Raw genomic sequence first — 17,422 nt, forward strand, 5'->3', positions numbered from 1 at the left:
TGTCCAATTTCGATTTCCTACATTTATTCGGAGCATTTTTCAATATGCCATCTTCTAACACCCCGCAGGTTGCGATTAACGATATCGGAACCGCAGAGGACTTCCTCGCAGCTGTAGACGCCACCATCAAGTACTTCAACGATGGTGACATTGTCGAGGGTACTGTCGTCAAGGTTGACCACGACGAGGTACTGCTGGACATCGGATACAAGACCGAAGGTGTTATCCCTTCCCGCGAGCTGTCCATCAAGCACGACGTCAACCCGGACGAGGTTGTTGAGGTCGGCGATGAGGTTGACGCACTTGTTCTCACCAAGGAGGACAAGGAAGGTCGTCTGATCCTGTCCAAGAAGCGTGCGCAGTACGAGCGTGCATGGGGCGCCATCGAGGAGCTGCAGGCCAAGGAAGAGCCTGTTACCGGTACCGTTATCGAGGTTGTCAAGGGCGGCCTCATCCTGGATATCGGCCTGCGCGGCTTCCTGCCTGCATCCCTCGTTGAGATGCGTCGCGTCCGTGACCTGGAGCCGTACATCGGCCAGGAGCTGGAAGCAAAGATCATCGAGCTGGACAAGCAGCGCAACAACGTTGTCCTCTCCCGCCGTGCATACCTCGAGCAGACCCAGTCCGAGGTTCGCTCCGAGTTCCTGCACCAGCTGCAGAAGGGCCAGGTCCGCAAGGGCGTTGTTTCCTCCATCGTCAACTTCGGCGCCTTCGTCGATCTCGGCGGTGTCGACGGCCTGGTTCACGTTTCCGAGCTGTCCTGGAAGCACATTGACCACCCATCTGAGGTTGTCACCGTTGGTGACGAGGTAACCGTTGAGGTTCTGGACGTCGATCTGGACCGCGAGCGCGTTTCCCTGTCCCTGAAGGCTACCCAGGAAGATCCGTGGCGCGTATTCGCCCGCACCCACGCTGTGGGCCAGATCGTTCCGGGCAAGGTCACCAAGCTCGTTCCGTTCGGCGCCTTCGTTCGCGTCGAGGAGGGCATCGAGGGCCTGGTTCACATCTCCGAGCTGGCTCAGCGCCACGTCGAGGTTCCGGACCAGGTTGTCACCGTTGGCCAGGAAGTTATGGTCAAGGTCATCGACATCGATCTCGAGCGTCGTCGTATCTCCCTGTCCGTTAAGCAGGCAGACGAGGACTACACCGAAGAGTTCGATCCGTCCAAGTACGGCATGGCTGACTCCTACGACGAGCAGGGCAACTACGTCTTCCCTGAGGGCTTCGACCCTGAGACCAACGAGTGGAAGGAAGGCTTCGACGAGCAGCGTCAGGCTTGGGAGGCACGCTACGCAGAGTCCGAGCGTCGCTTCAACCTGCACACCGCTCAGATCGAGCGCAACCGCGCCGCAGCCGCTGAGGCTGCTGAGTCTGCAGAGTCCTCCAACTACTCCTCTGATTCCTCCGATGCAGCTCCGGCATCCGAGACTCAGGCAGAGGTTGGCGGCTCCCTGGCTTCCGACGAGCAGCTCGCTGCACTGCGCGACAAGCTGGCTGGCAACTAAAGCTTCCGCTTAGTTTCCGCTAAGCCTTAGGGCTTTGCTCACCGCCGCGCCCACTTCATCACCTAGATGGGGTGGGCGCGGCTTTTGTGATCTTATAGACAATTTGTGCAAACGTTTGCCAGATTGTTTACTGCCTCTAGGCGGTTGACCAGCGACGAAGTAAAGACAAATAGAAAAACTTCCTGGCAAGTCCACAAAACGGGCTTTTGTTCATGTGGGAATCCTCTTATACTCAAAGGTGACGTTATAGCCAGTGCAGTACTGGTTATAAGTGGTATCGAATTGAGGAGTAAGAAGTGGCATCTATCAAGGACACTTCCGCCCACATCGTTGAAAGTATTGGCGGCGCCGACAACATCACGTCGCTGACGCACTGTGCGACGCGCTTGCGCTTTCAACTTGCTGATGCGGGGAGAGTTGATCAAGAAAAGCTCGATAGCGATCCAGCGGTGCTTGGCACCGTGCCGCAGGGCGCTCACGGCTACCAGGTAGTCATGGGCGGCGGCGTTGCTGACTACTACAACGAGATCATCAAACAGCCCGGTGTGCATGCCTCCGGCGACAAAGAGGCGTCCTCCAAGAAGGAATATGACGGGGTTCGCGGTAAGTACGACTGGGTGGATTACTGCTTCGAGTTCCTTTCTGATACCTTCCGCCCTGTTTTGTGGGCGTTGCTCGGTGCCTCGCTCATCATCATGTTGCTGATCCTGGCAGACACCGCGCACATTCAGGATTTCCGCGCTCCGCTGGAGGAACAGCCGGAAGGCTTCCGCTTGGCTCACGCCATGTACCAGTCGGTCTTCTACTTCTTGCCGGTGATGGTCGGTGCGACCGCGGCCCAAAAGTTGGGTGCGAATATGTGGGTCTCCGCGGCTATTCCCGCAGCTCTGCTGACGCCTGAATTTATGTCGCTGGGTGAGCAAGGCGATACGGTCAACGTATTTGGCCTGCCGCTGGTTATTAACTCTTATGGCTCCCAGGTTTTCCCGCCCATTTTGGCCGCAATCGGCCTGTACTGGGTGGAAAAGGGGCTAAAGAAGATTATTCCTAGCGCGGTTCATATGGTCTTCGTGCCGTTCTTCTCTCTGCTCATTATGATTCCGGCAACGGCCTTCTTACTCGGCCCGTTCGGCATTGGTGTGGGCAACGGCATTTCCTGGATCCTGTACCAGATCAATGATTTCTCGCCGTTCATCCTAGCTATCGTTATTCCGCTGCTGTACCCGTTCCTCGTTCCGATGGGCTTGCACTGGCCGCTGAACGTCATCATGATTCAGAACATCGCAACCTACGGCTACGACTTCATTCAGGGCCCGATGGGCGCATGGAACTTTGCTTGCTTCGGCGTCGTAGGCGCGGTCATGGTTATCTCCTTCAGGGAGAAGAACAATGCCATGCGCCAGGTTTCTATCGGTGCCTTCGCTGCGGGCATGCTCGGTGGCGTGTCGGAGCCTTCCCTCTACGGTATCTTGTTGCGCTTCCGCCGCAGCTACTACCGGTTGCTGCCAGGTTGTGCGATAGGCGGCGCCATCATCGGTCTCTTCGATGTCCGCGCTGAGGCCTTCGTCTTTACCTCTGCGTTGACCACTGGCGCTATGACCCCGCAGCTGGGTTACGTACTTGGTATCGCGGCTGCGTTCCTTACCTCTTTCTTCCTGACCTTGTTCTTCGGCTACCGCACTGCAGAGGAAAAGCAGGCAGACTTGGAGCGCATCGCCCGCGAACAGGGCGAATCTGTGGAGGACGTAGCTGCTCGTTCGGAGTTTAAGCCCACCAATGCTGGGAAGGAAGAGTCCTCGAATGCGGGTGGCGCAGTTGCTGCCAGCGCTGCGGGCGCTGCTGCTACTGGTGTTGCCGCCAAGCAGGCTGGCAAGGACGACATCGTGCTGGATTCCCCTCTGGAAGGCGAGGCAGTAGATCTTTCGGAGGTTCCGGATCCTATCTTCGCAGGCGCAAAGCTGGGGCCTGGCATGGCTGTCCAGCCAACTGGCAATACCGTCTATGCGCCTGCCGACGGCAAGGTGCTCACCGTTCAAAAGTCCGGCCATGCGGTAGGCCTAAGCCTCGACAATGGCGTGCAGCTGCTCATTCACGTAGGTCTCGATACCGTTGAGCTGGGAGGCGAAGGCTTCGATGTGCACGTGGAAAAGAAGCAACGCATATCCGCAGGTGACAAGTTGATTAGCTTTGACCCGGAATTCATTCGTTCCAAGGGCTATAACTTGATTACTCCAGTTGTGGTCACTAACGCCACTAAGTTCGGCGCGGTCTCCGGCGAAGCCGGCCAGGTTACCCTGAATGATGATTTGCTCCGCATTTCACCGAAGCCAGAGGAAGCAGCGGAATAAGGGATCGCTGACACCTATAGCGACAGAGGAACCTCACATCATCGAGTATGGTGGGGTTCCTTTTCGCGTAGGGTGGCTGCCATGAAACTCATTGGGCTTACAGGTGGTATTGGCAGTGGCAAGTCAACAGTCGCGAGGATCTGCCGCGAACGCGGATGGGAAGTGGTCGATGCCGATGGCATTGCGCGCGACGTCGTCAAGCCCGGGCGGCCTGCGTTAGCGGAGCTGGTGTCAGCATTTGGAGAAGATATTTTGCTGGCAGATGGCAGCCTTAACCGCAAGGAATTGGCTCGGCGAGCCTTTGCGGACAACGAACACACCGAGTTGTTAAATTCCATTACCCATCCACGCATCCAAGCGGAAACGCAACGCCGATTCGCTGAGGCACGTGAAGAATGCTATGGCTTTGCCGTTTACGATATGCCGCTTTTGGTAGATAACGGCTTAGACAAAGACATGGACTACGTCATCGTGGTCGACGTGGCGGTAGAAGAGCGCGTCCGCCGCCTCGTAGCTTCACGCGGGTTGGAAGAGGAAGACGCGCGCCGTCGCATAGCAGCGCAGGTACCTGATGAGGTGCGATTGGCCGCGGCTACGCACGTCATTGACAACAATGGCACGTTGGAGCAGTTGCGCGCGCGAGCGGCCGAGGTCATGGACCGCATAGAAGCGGACTCTTAGATGCGGAGTCACCCAAACTTTAACCGTTGGGAGGTTAGAGTTTACGCAGTTTAGAAGTTGTGTTAACTTTCGCGTCTTAAGCTACTCGCCGTGGGAACGTGGGATACTGGACCTTTTGATAATCACGCAGCGCGAGAACTGCTCGCTGGCCTGCGTGATGGTTCTTTCGATCTCACAGCCTTTCAGAAGTCATGTGCCGAGGAGCCCTTAGACTCCGATGACGCGGAAACCATGATCGCGCTGGGCGCTCTGTTAAAGCTGAAGGCTGATGCACTGCCGGAAGGCATTCACCGCGAGGATCTTGCACCCCTGTATACACCGCAGTCTAAAGCATGGTTGCGTCGCCGCATTAATAGTGCAATGCGCCCAGAGACGTCTTCTGTCTATGCGCTGTGGGAGACCACCGGCGAGCTGGAAGAGTGGCTGCGCACCGCGCAGGACTCCTTGCCGTGAACATAGCTAGCCGCGCCATATAAGCAGTAGAGTAGTGGGCATGGCTTTTGCTGCTGAACATCCTCTTATTCCAAATTCCGAGCACCGCGTCGTCAGCGAGGTTGAGCGCACCCCAGGTGAGTTTCAGGTTGTCTCTGAATACGAACCGGCCGGCGACCAGCCCGCTGCTATTGCAGAGCTCAATGAGCGCCTCAACCGCGATGAGCGCGATGTAGTACTCATGGGTGCTACCGGTACAGGTAAGTCCGCCACAGCTGCGTGGTTGATCGAAAAACAGCAGCGACCCACGCTGGTGATGGCACCAAATAAGACCCTGGCAGCGCAGCTAGCGAACGAGCTGCGCCAACTTTTGCCGCATAACGCGGTGGAGTACTTCGTTTCTTATTATGACTACTATCAGCCAGAGGCTTATATTGCCCAGACGGATACCTATATTGAGAAGGATTCGTCTATCAACGAGGACGTAGAGCGCCTGCGCCACTCGGCCACCTCGGCGCTGCTGTCCCGCCGAGACGTGGTGGTTGTGTCCTCCGTGTCCTGCATCTATGGCTTGGGTACACCGCAGTCCTATTTGGATCGCTCGGTCATTATTTCCGTGGACGAGGAGCTAGACCGGGACCGCTTCCTCCGTTTGTTGGTGGATATCCAATACGAACGCAACGACGTAGGATTTACCCGCGGCACCTTCCGCGCCAAGGGCGACACGGTCGATATCATTCCGGCGTATGAGGAACGTGCGGTGCGCATTGAATTCTTCGGCGATGATATTGATTCTCTCTACTACATTCACCCCGTCACTGGCGATGTCATCGAGGAAGTAGATGAGGTGCGCATCTTTCCCGCGACCCACTACGTGGCCGGACCTGAACGCATGGAAAAGGCCGTAGCCGCCATCAAAGAGGAATTGGCCGAGCGCCTGGACGATCTAGAAAACCGCGGCAAACTGCTGGAGGCACAACGACTTCGCATGCGCACCGAATACGATCTAGAAATGATCGAGCAGGTAGGTTTTTGCTCCGGCATCGAGAACTACTCCCGCCACGTCGATGACCGTCCAGCCGGCTCCGCGCCGGCAACGCTGCTGGATTACTTCCCCGAAGATTTTCTCACCATTATTGACGAGTCTCACGTCACGGTCCCACAGATCGGCGGCATGTTCGAGGGCGATATGTCCCGCAAGCGCAACCTAGTGGAATTCGGCTTCCGTCTGCCCTCCGCAGTGGATAACCGCCCGCTGACCTTCGATGAGTTTGAACAACGCGTGGGACAAACCGTCTACATGTCCGCCACCCCTGGCGACTTTGAACTTACGTCCTCGGACGGTGAGTACGTGGAGCAGGTGATTCGACCAACTGGTCTGGTGGATCCGAAGGTTACCGTCAAGCCTACGAAGGGCCAGATTGATGATCTCATCGATGAGGTACGCACCCGCATTTCGCAGCAAGAGCGAGTACTGGTGACCACGCTGACTAAGCGCATGGCAGAAGACCTCACCGATTACTTGTTGGAGCAAGGCATTAAGGTGCGCTACTTGCACTCGGATATCGATACCTTGCAGCGCCTCGAGCTTTTGCGGCAATTGCGCCTCGGCGAGTTTGATGTGCTGGTGGGCATTAACCTCCTGCGTGAGGGCCTTGACCTCCCCGAGGTGTCGCTCGTTGCCATCTTGGATGCAGACAAGGAAGGCTTCTTGCGCTCTACCACCTCGCTCATCCAGACCATTGGCCGTGCTGCCCGTAACGTCTCTGGCGAGGTGATTATGTATGCCGATAAAATCACCGATTCGATGCAGGAGGCAATCGAGGAGACGGAGCGACGCCGCGAAAAGCAAATAGCCTATAACAAGGAACACGGCATTGACCCGCAGCCTTTGCGGAAGAAGATTGCCGATATCCTTGACCAAGTCTATGAAGACGGCGGAGACGAAGAGTCTAACTCTGATCCCTCTACAGTGGTGGAGAAGCGGGATATTTCCAGCATGGCTACCGATGAGGTGCAGGCGCTTATCGATGACCTCTCGGCCCAAATGGGTGCCGCCGCGCGCGAGCTTAAATTTGAACTGGCTGGTCGTCTGCGCGATGAGATTGCTGATCTAAAGAAGGAATTGCGTGGATTGAAGGAAGCGGGAATTTAGTTTTCTCCCCCTGAAAGTGATGATTGGCTCCGAGGGTACTTTTCTAAAAGGCTGCGCTAGTTATACTGGATAAGTGCCAGAAGCGCCGTTTAGTTGTCACTGCGAAATAGTTCAACTGCAAGGAGAATAATGCTTACTTATAAAAACATTGCCGTCGGCACCGATGGCTCTGAAACCTCCCTGCGCGCAGTCCGCGCTGCGGCGTCCATGGCACGGGCGTACGACGCTAAGCTGATTATTATCTCAGCTTTTTATAACCACGCTGGATCCATGCTTGGTGCTCCGAGGGGCGACGAAGCCGGTCTGCCCGTTGTAAGTGAGGACATGGCCGGTACCTACCTGACCAATGCCACCCGTATCGCCGAGTCGGAGGGTGCGGAACACATTGAGATCGTAGGGAAATCTGGAGACCCAGTAAAAGCCTTGTTGGAAGTAGGCCAGGACTATGACGTGGACCTGTTCGTGGTGGGAAACCGCGGCGTGAATTCCGTTCGTGGTCGAGTCTTCGGTTCTGTCCCAACGGAACTAACCCACAAGTCAAAAGTGGACGTCGTCGTAGTTAATACCAGCGAGAAACGTTAATCTTTTTTCGTTGTTACACTGGCAGTAATGCCTCTGTAGGCTAAATAAACACTCTGGGTACACACCCACAAAGAAAGGTCATCATGAGCGACTACAACTCGATCGTTGTCGGTACTGACGGTTCTAAGTCTTCTCTCCTCGCTGTAGAGCGAGCAGCTAAGATCGCCGCTGCTTTCGATTCCAATCTGATTATCGGTTGTGCTTACTACGAAAACCAGGAGCAGGCTTCCAAGACCCTGCGTCAGGATTCGGTAACCATTTTGGGCGATGAGAAGGCGGAGGAAAACCTCCAGGAGGCTAAGGCGCACGCTGAGAAGTTCGGCGCTTCCAAGGTCGAAACCGCTGTTCGCCCGGGCACCCCAGTGCAGGCCCTGATGTCCATCGTCAACGACAACGATGCTGACCTGCTTATCGTGGGCAACCGCGGCATCAACTCCCTGACCGGTCGCCTGCTGGGCTCCGTGCCAGCAGACGTTGCTCGCCAGTCTGACTGCGATGTAATGATCGTTCACACCGTCAGCTAAAAGCGGGGATAAAACCCGCCTTGGTCTTGTTCTGGAAAGACCAAGGCGGGTTTCGTCGTTAAGCGCAGCTTAGTCCTTAGGGTGTGCGGCGTTGAATGCGGCGGCGATGGCGTTACCGTTCGCGCCCTGAATCAAGGGGATAGAGAAGTGGCCCTCCTCATTGGCATCGGCCAAAGGGCTCAGGGAACCGTGGGAGAGCAACTGCTCCTGCGGGCTGAGATTGCGGATGAGCACAGAGTGAATCCGGTCCGGATGCTCATTAGCCACATCGCCGTAGGTCAATGGATCATGTTGTCCGTCATCGCCAATGAGAATCCATTGCATATCCGGGTAGGCAATGAGCAGATTGCGCAGCTGAACACGCTTGTGCTCCTGACCGCTGCGGAACAGTCCCGTTTCCGTTGGGCCCCAGTCCGTCAGCAGCATGGGGCCCGCGGGGAAACCATGGTGAGACAGGAATTTCTTGAGCGAGCCAAAGGTATTCCAAGCGCCCGTAGAAAGATAAAACACTGGGGCTTGAGGGAAGCGTTGTTGTAGTTGAGCATAGAATTCGGCCATTCCGGGAACGGCCTGTCGCTTGCTAGGGCGCTTGGCCCAGGAATTCCACGCCGCGGTGAGCGCACGCGGCAGCCACGTGACAAGCACCGTGTCATCGATATCGCTAACAATGCCGATCTTGGCCGCCGGATCAACGATAAGTAGTTGGACCTCCACGGCATTCGCGTTTGCGGCCTCGATTGTTGCTGTATGCCACCCGGGCTCTAATTCGTGGTCATAGACTAGTAAGTCAATGTATCCGTTTCGATCGGTGGTGCCGGCGACAGTCTTTTCCCCAATAGTTACCGAAACGTCGTGGTGTCCTACTTGAATGGTAAGAAACTGCTGGTAGCCGGGTTCGCCCCACGTATCCCTCTTGCCTTCATCAGGATCGTGCATGAGTACGCGGCCGAAGACTCTCACCTGATCGGTGGTGCCATAACCTGTATATCCCACAATCAGGGGCTGCCATCCACGCCGTTGGGAGCGCTTCAAAGTAATGGAGTTTAGTGAGCTTTCAGCTTTGCGCATGATGTCAGATAAGGCCATGGCATAAAGCTTACGGGAGCCTAAAGAACTTCGCCGCAGTCACCAACGAGCGTGAGCGATTGAGTGGCACGAGTGATGCAGACATAGAGGTTCTGCAGTCCCTGTGGGGAGGCGTCCACGATGCGCTGCGGATCGAGCACGACCACGTGGTCAAACTCGAGGCCCTTGTAGTGCTCCGCCGTAGCGGCGTCAATAACCGCTGTGAGCCTGCCGTCCTCTTCGCTGTGTACTCCAGGGGTGTATGTGCCGTGCTCAAGCCGGCGGACCTGCACTCCATCACGGATGGCTGTCGCCGGAATGGCGTCAGGGTTAATCATTTCCAATAGTCCATTGGCCAAATCCGTGATGGGTTGCGGGGTGCGATAGTTGACGGTAAGAAAATGGTGACGAAAGCGTTGAGCCACAAAGGGCTCGAGGGCCTCGCCCCAGTCATCAACACCTGCTGGGGAACCAGTCTGGGAGGTATCACCCACCAAAGTCATCCACCGGGAAGGGCAGCGGCGGAAGAGCATTCGCCACTCCATAGGTGTTAATTCTTGGGCCTCGTCCACGATGATGTGACCATAAGCCCACGTATGGTCTTCGCGGGCGCGTTGGGCAGTGGTGCGTTTATCGCGTACCTCCTGGCGGTGCGCCAGGGTCTCGGCGTCGATGACATCGTGGGCAGAGAGGATTTCTGCTTCAAACATGTCATCATCATTATCTGTGGACTCGGAGGAGGACAAGATATCCAATGCGTCTTCCGCATCAGCCACTTGCTCACGCCACGCGGCATCATCGGCTGCCTTCTTTTCTTCAGGGTTGGGCAGGCCGATGAGGACGGCAAGCTCGTCTAACAAGGCCGCATCCGAATCCGTCCATGCTCGTCCCTCTGCCCGGTAGAGCGCTTCTTGGGTTTCTTCGTCATATCCGTGCGCGGCAGAAGCGATGCGCTCGCGCGAGGAGACTAGAGCAGCAAGTACATCTGTGGGGTGTAGTTCGGGCCAAAACTCATCGATCAAGGCAGTGACGGCCGCGTCCTCAGCAAGGTCATCGTGGAATTGATCGACATCGGCGCGCGAAAGAAGATTCTTTCCGCCAAGCGGATCGGCACCTACCGTGTCTGCCATCTGCTGGGCTAGGTCTTCTACGAGGTGCTCAATGAAGGCACCACGCGCCTCATTGTGTGGCTTTCGCGAGCGCCGAGCACGTGTGCGGGCGCTTTTCACCATGTTTGGCGTGACGCTTAGGGTAAGGCCGTCGATTGCGAGCTCACGGGGGGCGTCGGGAAGCAGCTGGTAGTCCTTGACCGCGGTGGAGAGGATTTCCACCATGGCGTCGCTACCCTTGATTTCCCGAGCTACGAGGTCTTCCTCGTGGCCTGGTTCAATTCCAGGGAAGAGCCCGCCAATGGTTGAGAGCACCACGCCGGTCTCACCCAGTTCGGGGAGCACGCGCGAAATATAGTCCAAGAAGCTGCTATTGGGGCCAACGATGAGTACGCCCGTGGCAGAAAGTAGCTCGCGGTGGGTATAGAGCAGATAAGCAACGCGATGCAGCGCAACTGCGGTTTTACCGGTACCGGGGCCGCCTTCTACCACCATCACGCCGCGGGTGTTATCGCGGATAATCTCGTCCTGCTCCCGCTGAATGGTCTCCACAATGGAGGCCATGTGGCCCGTGCGGGCTCGCTGCATAGCGTGATAGAGAGCGGATTCGCTCGCTACGCCGGTCTCTTCTTCACGCACGCCAGGGCCAGACAGAACCTCATCATGAATGCCGGTGACGGTGCGCCCTTTGGTCCGGATATGGCGGCGGGTGTGTACGCCTTCTGGTTGGGCGGTGGTAGCGAGATAAAAGGGCCGTGCCATGGGGGCACGCCAATCTAGAAGGAGCGTGCGGTAGTCATCTTCACGCGCATCGAGTCCCATGCGGCCGATGTAGCGGCGATCTAGGCCTTCCGAGGTGGGATTGTCACCTGGGGCATCGATGTCGATGCGGCCAAAGACCAAACCCATTTGGGCCACATTGAGACGATCCAGCTTGGCTTGGAGCCCGTGGTATTCCGTTTCGCGGCGCACCAAGGCATCCGCGTCCGGGGTGGAAGGATCTACGTCCGCCTGCACCTCATTAAGCCGTTCATTTGCCGCGGTCACCTCATCGTCGAGGCGGGAGAATAGGCCGTCCACATAATCTTGCTCCGTAGCGATGGCTTCGCGCTCCGAGGAACCTGCGGCCGCCGCGTGCTTATTGGATGCTGAGTTCACGTGACTCCTTGGTGATTGGACGTTGATGGGGTGGAAGGTGCCGGGCACGCTGTCCGGCGAGGGGGAGAGATGAGTTTAGACTCTGCTGTGACAAAGAACAACGGCCCAGCATAAGGCTGGGCCGTTGAGTCATCGCCGAGATAGTCGGCCGAGGAAGATGTGGCTACTTAGAGCGCTTTTCCAGCTTCTTGATAGCTGCCTCAATCTTCTTATTTGCCTCCTGCTGTAGCTTGTCAGCGTGCTTGGAGGCCTTCTTGTTTGCGCGCTTGGACTTTGCGCCATCCAGCTTGGCGACGGCCTTATCGGCACGTGCCTGAGCCTTGGTAGCTGCCTTCACCGCACGGGTACGGGCGATGTCGCGATTAGCCTGCGCGGTCTCGAGCCAGTCACCCTTATTGTCTTCAACGTAAGTCTTGGCGTTGTCGACCGAGTCCTCAATGAAGGACTTGGCGTTGCCCAGCAAGTCGCGGCCAGACTCCTGCCAATCGTCCTTGTTGTCCTCTACGTAGGTCTTGGCATCGTCAACATAGGACTTTGCGGTATCTAGCAGACCACGGCCGGTGGACTGCCAGTCATCCTTGTTGTCGTCTACGTAAGCCTGTGCCTTGGCAGAGGTCTCGTTGATCCAGTCGCCGGCCTTGGAAGACAGCTCGTTAGCACGGGCAGAGAGCTCTTCGCGCTTCTGCTCGGATTCAGACTTAGTAGGCAGCGCCTGCTGAATCTTTTTGTTGGTGCGCTTGCCGGCCTTCTGTGCGCGCCAACGCAGGGAAGGCTTGCCCTCGGTGTCCTGGGTAGCGATAAACAGTGCGCCGAGCAAAGCGGTGTTGGTAACGAATCCGTTGCGGCGGGATTCCTTGTCTTCCTTGTTGTCTGCAGCCCAGAAGTTGTTCTTGCCAATCAGGTTGGGCAGGGTAGCAGCGGCCAGCACCGCAGCGGAAGTGCGCGGTGCCTTGCCCAGAGCCAAGGTGGAGCCGGCGCCTACCTTAGCGCCGCCAATCGCGCGGGTAACTAGTTCTGGGTCATTGGGGATGTAGCCCTGGTACTCAGAAGGAACGGCCTTGCGCACGGTCTTGAGAAAACCCTCGGTTTCCTTCACGTGCTCGGACGCGTTGCGCAGGTTGTCTACGCCTTCCCATACAAATACGGATGCCAGCATGGGGCGGGCAAGCTTGCGAATCATAGTCCTTAAAGCTCCTTAGCTCGTTGTTCTAGACCTATCGTGTGCTAGACCATTGTACGCGGAAATTAGCCACTGGATCACCAGCGGCGTTCCCACCAGTCACCAAGCTTGGGGCGCTCCTCGCCCAAGGTCGTGGACTTGCCGTGTCCCGGGCGCACGATCGTATTGTCGGGGAACTCATCAAAGATGCGCGCCGTAACGTCCTTATAAAGGCGTACGAAGTCACCCTCAGAGGTGGTCTTGCCCAGGCCGCCGGGGAAGAGGGAATCGCCTACGAAGAGATTGGTGACGCCATCGATGCTTGCAACCAGAGCTGCCCCGCCGGGGGTGTGGCCGCGCAAGATGATGACTGGCAGCTGAAGACCCGCGAACTCGATGGAATCGCCCTCGCGCAGCTCCACGTCTACCTCAGCCGGGATGGCGGGGGAATCCAAGAAGGAGGCGTAGTGAGTGGCACCCGTTTCGGACAAAATCTCCTCGAGCGCGCGCACGTGATCCCAGTGGCGGTGCGTCGTGAGAACCGCGGTAATTTTCACTCCAGCTTTGCGGGCCATGTCGAGGATTGCGGGGGCGTCATCGGCGGCGTCGACAAGCAAGCCCTCTTCGCCCGCCTGTAGGAGGTAGCAGTTATTGTTCATTTCGGACACGGAAATCTGATGTAGCTCAAGCTCGTTAGTCATGTTTCCTAGCCTACGGGTACATTCGAGGGGAGATTGCAATCCCTAGTACTGGAGGTCTGAGCACAGTGGCTGATCGTTTGGTGGTGCGCGGTGCCCGCGAGCACAACCTCAAGGGCGTGGATATCGATATCCCCCGCGATAAAATGGTTGTTTTTACCGGTCTATCCGGCTCCGGTAAATCTTCGCTGGCCTTTGACACCATCTTCGCTGAAGGTCAGCGACGCTACGTGGAATCCTTGAGTTCTTATGCCCGCATGTTCTTAGGGCAGATGGACAAGCCGAACGTGGAATTTATTGATGGCCTGTCACCCGCGGTGTCCATTGATCAAAAATCCACCAACCATAATCCACGTTCTACGGTGGGCACGATCACGGAGATCTACGACTATCTGCGCTTGCTATTTTCCCGTGCTGGTACCCCGCACTGTCCAAAATGCGATGCGGTGATTGAGCGCCAAACACCGCAGCAGATTGTGGATGCGGTGCTGGATCTGGAAGAAAAACTGAAATTCCAGGTGCTTGCACCGGTAGTGCGTAAGCGCAAGGGCGAGTTTGTGGATCTTTTCCAAGACCTGTCGGCTCAGGGTTATTCCCGCGTGCGAGTGGATGGAGAGACCCATCAGCTCAGCGATCCTCCCAAGCTAAAGAAGCAGATCAAGCATAATATTGAGGTAGTGGTTGACCGTCTGCAGGTAAAGGCCTCGCAGAAGCAACGCTTAACGGATTCGGTGGAAACGGCCCTGCGCTTGGCGGATGGCCTAGTCACCATCGAGTTCGTGGATAGGGAAGAGCTCACCCACACGTACTCGGAGAAGGCCGCCTGCCCGAATGGCCATACGCTGACCATCGAAGAGTATGAGCCCCGTGCTTTTTCTTTCAATGCCCCGTTTGGTTCTTGCCCGGTGTGTGACGGTTTAGGTACCAAGCTGGAAGTCGATGTTGACCTGCTTATTCCGGATCCAGAGGCCCCGGCGGTTGATGCGATTCAGCCGTGGCACTCCTCTCCCAACTCCCGCTACTTTGTCAAGCTAGTGGAGGGACTGGGGAAGGCAATGGGGTTTGACCCTAAGACGCCAGTGAACGAATTGACCGAGGAGCAGCGCCACGCGCTCATCTATGGCACGGACGAGGAGGTGCAGGTTCGGTACAAGAACCGCTACGGGCGCCAGCGCAATTGGACCGCGCCGTTTGAGGGCGCGACCGGTTTCATTCACCGCAAGCTGGAAACGACCGATTCTCAGTCCCAAAAAGACCGCCTGCTGCAGTACACCCGCCGCGTGCCGTGCAGCACCTGTAAAGGCACGCGCTTGAAGCCGGAGATCTTGGCTGTCCGCTTGGCTTCTACTACTCATGGTGAGCAGTCCATTGCGGGACTGTGTGCGCTTTCGATTGAGGATGCCTCTGAATTCCTGGACTCTTTGGTGCTGGGACAGCGCGAGGAAATCATTGCCGGGGCGGTACTCAAGGAAACCCAGGCTCGGTTGCGCTTCCTTCTGGACGTTGGTCTGAATTACCTGACGCTGGATCGCGGCGCATCCACGCTTTCGGGCGGCGAGGCACAACGCATCCGTTTGGCCACGCAGATTGGTTCCGGTTTGGCCGGTGTACTTTACGTGCTCGATGAACCTTCCATTGGCTTGCACCAACGCGATAACCACCGGCTTATTAAGACGCTGCAGCGTTTGCGCGATATTGGCAATACCCTCATTGTGGTCGAGCATGATGAAGACACCATTCGGGAGTCCGATTGGCTCGTAGATGTGGGCCCGCGTGCCGGTGAATATGGTGGCGAGGTGGTCTACCAAGGCGAACCGGCAGGAATTGAAAAGGTAGAGGAGTCCCTGACTGGCCAGTATCTATCTGGCAAGAAGGTGCTCGCCGTCCCGGATCACCGCCGCGAGATCGACAAGGACCGCACCCTGAAAGTCGTGGGTGCGCGCGAGAATAACCTCAAGGGCATAAACGTCGAAATCCCGCTGGGAGTGCTGGCGTGCATTACCGGCGTGTCCGGCTCGGGTAAATCCACCGTGGTCAATGAGATTTTGGCCAAGACTTTGGCCAATAAGCTCAACCGTGCCCGCCAGGTCCCCGGCCGTGCCCAGCGCGTCGAGGGTGTGGAGCACCTAGATAAGCTGGTCCAGGTAGACCAGAGCCCGATTGGCCGTACCCCGCGTTCCAACCCAGCAACCTACACGGGCGTCTTTGACAAGATCCGAAACCTTTTTGCCGAAACCCAGGAGGCCAAGGTCCGCGGTTACAAGGCCGGCCGCTTCTCCTTCAACGTCAAGGGTGGGCGCTGTGAGGCATGCCAAGGCGATGGCACCATCAAGATCGAGATGAACTTCCTGCCGGACGTGTATGTTCCGTGTGAGGTGTGTGAGGGCGCTCGCTATAACCGCGAGACCTTGGAGGTGCACTACAAGGGCAAGAACATCGCCGAGGTACTCGACATGCCAATTTCTGAGGCAGCGGACTTCTTCGAGCCCATCAACTCGATTCACCGCTACCTTGCCACGCTTGTCGACGTCGGCTTGGGCTACGTTCGCCTCGGCCAAGCCGCTACTACGCTTTCGGGCGGTGAGGCGCAACGCGTTAAGCTCGCCTCGGAGCTGCAAAAGCGCACCAACGGTAGGACCATCTACATCTTGGACGAGCCGACCACTGGTCTGCACTTTGAGGACATTCGCAAGTTGATGTTGGTTATCCAAGGCCTCGTAGACAAGGGCAATTCGGTGCTTGTCATTGAGCACAACCTCGATGTCATCAAGGCTGCGGACTGGATCGTGGATATGGGGCCGGAAGGCGGTGCCGGCGGTGGCACCGTAGTCGCCCAGGGCACCCCGGAAGATGTTGCGCAGGTGGAAGGCTCCTATACCGGAAGGTACCTAAAAGAAATGTTGAAGTAGGGGCACAATGAATAGTTACCGCCTCGGCGTTAGCCTGCTGGCAGCGCTCACTCTGTTTACGCTGAGCGCCTGCTCTAGCGATCCTGAGACCGGGAAGGCCTCAGCGCCCGCGACGGCCTCTCCGGCACTCAACCCGGACTCAGTGCGCACACAGCTTGACCGTGCAGTGGACAAGACCGCAAGGAAGTACCACGCCAAGGTTGGGGTCGCTATTTCAGCCGGCGATGACACCATTGCTGTGGGCGATAAGGGCAAGGGCCCTGTCTGGTCCACCATTAAGGTGCCGATCGCCATCGCGGCGCTGAAAGACGGCGCGGATAAAAGCCTGGTTGACTTGGCAATCAAGGAATCCGATAACGATGCCGCCTACTCCTTGTGGTCCCAGGTGCAATGGCACGAAGGCTCCGCCGATAAGGCCGTAGAGGAATTGCTCGAAGACTATGGATCGCACGCGGATATCCATAACACCGCCTTCGGCTACTCCACGTGGTCATTGAAAGACCAGGCAGTCTTCGGTGCTGAATTGCCTTGCATTGAGGAGGCGGACTACGTCCACAAGGTACTCAAAGACATTGTGTCCTGGCAGAAAATTGGCCTGTCGAAAGAGAAGCGAACCCGCGCCAAAAGTGGCTGGGGCTTGGACGAGGACGAAAATGAGTACACCTACCGCCAATTTGGTGTTCATGAGGTTACCGGAAAGCGCATCAGTGTCGCGTTATCTGTGGTTACCGATGGCGAGGATTATGCCAAAGCTGAGCCAGCGGTAAAGTACCTCGCCCAAGAAATGGTGGGCATCGTTGATAAAGGGGTAAAGAAGGGCATTATTAAACCAGCTGCCCATTGCAAGGACAGCTAAGCGAGTTGCGATTTGGTGGAAAGGGTAGAAGCTGCTATCCTCAAAGCCACTACCGCCCATGACGCCTTTTCAAGGTTTGTGGGTCACAAGCGGAGTATCTCCCACCCGATGCCGCGAACACCGTTCGTAGGATAAAGGTAAAGGTAACCAAGCAAACGTGCTTGGCACTGTGAGAACTCCCGGCTGTCTTTGGCAGACCGGGTTTGATTCGTTTGTGGTCCCGGTAGGTGAACTACTTACT

13 protein-coding genes are annotated in these 17,422 nt (G+C 56.9%); 9 read left to right on the top strand and 4 right to left on the bottom strand.

Annotated features, from left to right (window positions below; translation table 11 throughout):
- Nucleotides 1-44 precede the first annotated feature (44 nt).
- The 7 genes from rpsA (at nucleotide 45) to QP934_RS07460 (ending at nucleotide 8,227) form a co-directional block, all read left to right on the top strand.
- Nucleotides 45-1,505 carry a 30S ribosomal protein S1 gene (gene rpsA / locus QP934_RS07430; protein WP_023021654.1) on the top strand — a complete coding sequence of 487 codons (1,461 nt, stop codon included), beginning with the start codon at nucleotides 45-47 and terminating at the stop codon, nucleotides 1,503-1,505.
- A gap of 296 nt (nucleotides 1,506-1,801) precedes the next feature.
- Nucleotides 1,802-3,853: a glucose PTS transporter subunit IIA gene (locus QP934_RS07435; RefSeq protein WP_419127203.1), complete on the top strand. Its 2,052-nt coding sequence runs from the start codon at nucleotides 1,802-1,804 to the stop codon at nucleotides 3,851-3,853.
- 81 nt (nucleotides 3,854-3,934) lie between these two features.
- On the top strand, nucleotides 3,935-4,534 hold the full coding sequence (gene coaE, locus QP934_RS07440) for a dephospho-CoA kinase (protein WP_419127204.1): 600 nt from the start codon (nucleotides 3,935-3,937) through the stop codon (nucleotides 4,532-4,534).
- 90 nt (nucleotides 4,535-4,624) lie between these two features.
- A complete protein-coding gene (locus QP934_RS07445) occupies nucleotides 4,625-4,987 on the top strand; it encodes a DUF4259 domain-containing protein (RefSeq protein ID WP_419127205.1) in 363 nt (120 codons plus the stop codon).
- 40 nt (nucleotides 4,988-5,027) lie between these two features.
- The gene (gene uvrB / locus QP934_RS07450) at nucleotides 5,028-7,121 is read left to right on the top strand and encodes an excinuclease ABC subunit UvrB (RefSeq protein ID WP_419127206.1); all 2,094 of its coding nucleotides are present in this window, start codon (nucleotides 5,028-5,030) and stop codon (nucleotides 7,119-7,121) included.
- 129 nt (nucleotides 7,122-7,250) lie between these two features.
- Nucleotides 7,251-7,703, top strand: coding sequence for a universal stress protein (locus QP934_RS07455; protein WP_005323274.1), 453 nt, complete (start codon nucleotides 7,251-7,253; stop codon nucleotides 7,701-7,703).
- Between the two features lie 83 nt (nucleotides 7,704-7,786).
- The gene (locus QP934_RS07460; protein WP_317026587.1) at nucleotides 7,787-8,227 is read left to right on the top strand and encodes a universal stress protein; all 441 of its coding nucleotides are present in this window, start codon (nucleotides 7,787-7,789) and stop codon (nucleotides 8,225-8,227) included.
- 69 nt (nucleotides 8,228-8,296) lie between these two features.
- On the opposite strand, the gene QP934_RS07465 is transcribed toward QP934_RS07460, so the two are convergent.
- The 4 genes from QP934_RS07465 to QP934_RS07480 form a co-directional block, all read right to left on the bottom strand.
- Nucleotides 8,297-9,313, bottom strand: coding sequence for an App1 family protein (locus QP934_RS07465; protein ID WP_337888757.1), 1,017 nt, complete (start codon nucleotides 9,311-9,313; stop codon nucleotides 8,297-8,299).
- 20 nt (nucleotides 9,314-9,333) lie between these two features.
- The gene (locus QP934_RS07470; RefSeq protein ID WP_419127207.1) at nucleotides 9,334-11,559 is read right to left on the bottom strand and encodes a HelD family protein; all 2,226 of its coding nucleotides are present in this window, start codon (nucleotides 11,557-11,559) and stop codon (nucleotides 9,334-9,336) included.
- A 163-nt stretch (nucleotides 11,560-11,722) separates the two neighbouring features.
- A complete protein-coding gene (locus QP934_RS07475) occupies nucleotides 11,723-12,739 on the bottom strand; it encodes a DoxX family membrane protein (protein WP_337888759.1) in 1,017 nt (338 codons plus the stop codon).
- A gap of 77 nt (nucleotides 12,740-12,816) precedes the next feature.
- On the bottom strand, nucleotides 12,817-13,419 hold the full coding sequence (locus tag QP934_RS07480) for an MBL fold metallo-hydrolase (protein WP_419127208.1): 603 nt from the start codon (nucleotides 13,417-13,419) through the stop codon (nucleotides 12,817-12,819).
- 65 nt (nucleotides 13,420-13,484) lie between these two features.
- On the opposite strand from QP934_RS07480, the gene uvrA reads away from it, so the two are divergent.
- Nucleotides 13,485-16,325, top strand: coding sequence for an excinuclease ABC subunit UvrA (gene uvrA / locus QP934_RS07485; RefSeq protein ID WP_419127209.1), 2,841 nt, complete (start codon nucleotides 13,485-13,487; stop codon nucleotides 16,323-16,325).
- Nucleotides 16,326-16,332: 7 nt separating this feature from the next.
- A complete protein-coding gene (locus QP934_RS07490; protein WP_419127210.1) occupies nucleotides 16,333-17,181 on the top strand; it encodes a hypothetical protein in 849 nt (282 codons plus the stop codon).
- Nucleotides 17,182-17,422: the final 241 nt, after the last annotated feature.

This window comes from Corynebacterium sp. MSK122 (assembly GCF_030229435.2).
Lineage (GTDB): Bacteria > Actinomycetota > Actinomycetes > Mycobacteriales > Mycobacteriaceae > Corynebacterium > Corynebacterium marquesiae.

Coding starts and splice junctions, on each gene's coding strand:
- rpsA (WP_023021654.1), top strand. CDS start 45: ATGCCATCTTCTAACACCCCGCAGGTTGCGATTAACGATATCGGAACC.
- coaE (WP_419127204.1), top strand. CDS start 3,935: ATGAAACTCATTGGGCTTACAGGTGGTATTGGCAGTGGCAAGTCAACA.
- uvrB (WP_419127206.1), top strand. CDS start 5,028: ATGGCTTTTGCTGCTGAACATCCTCTTATTCCAAATTCCGAGCACCGC.
- QP934_RS07455 (WP_005323274.1), top strand. CDS start 7,251: ATGCTTACTTATAAAAACATTGCCGTCGGCACCGATGGCTCTGAAACC.
- QP934_RS07460 (WP_317026587.1), top strand. CDS start 7,787: ATGAGCGACTACAACTCGATCGTTGTCGGTACTGACGGTTCTAAGTCT.
- QP934_RS07465 (WP_337888757.1), bottom strand. CDS start 9,313: ATGGCCTTATCTGACATCATGCGCAAAGCTGAAAGCTCACTAAACTCC.
- QP934_RS07475 (WP_337888759.1), bottom strand. CDS start 12,739: ATGATTCGCAAGCTTGCCCGCCCCATGCTGGCATCCGTATTTGTATGG.
- QP934_RS07480 (WP_419127208.1), bottom strand. CDS start 13,419: ATGACTAACGAGCTTGAGCTACATCAGATTTCCGTGTCCGAAATGAAC.
- QP934_RS07490 (WP_419127210.1), top strand. CDS start 16,333: ATGAATAGTTACCGCCTCGGCGTTAGCCTGCTGGCAGCGCTCACTCTG.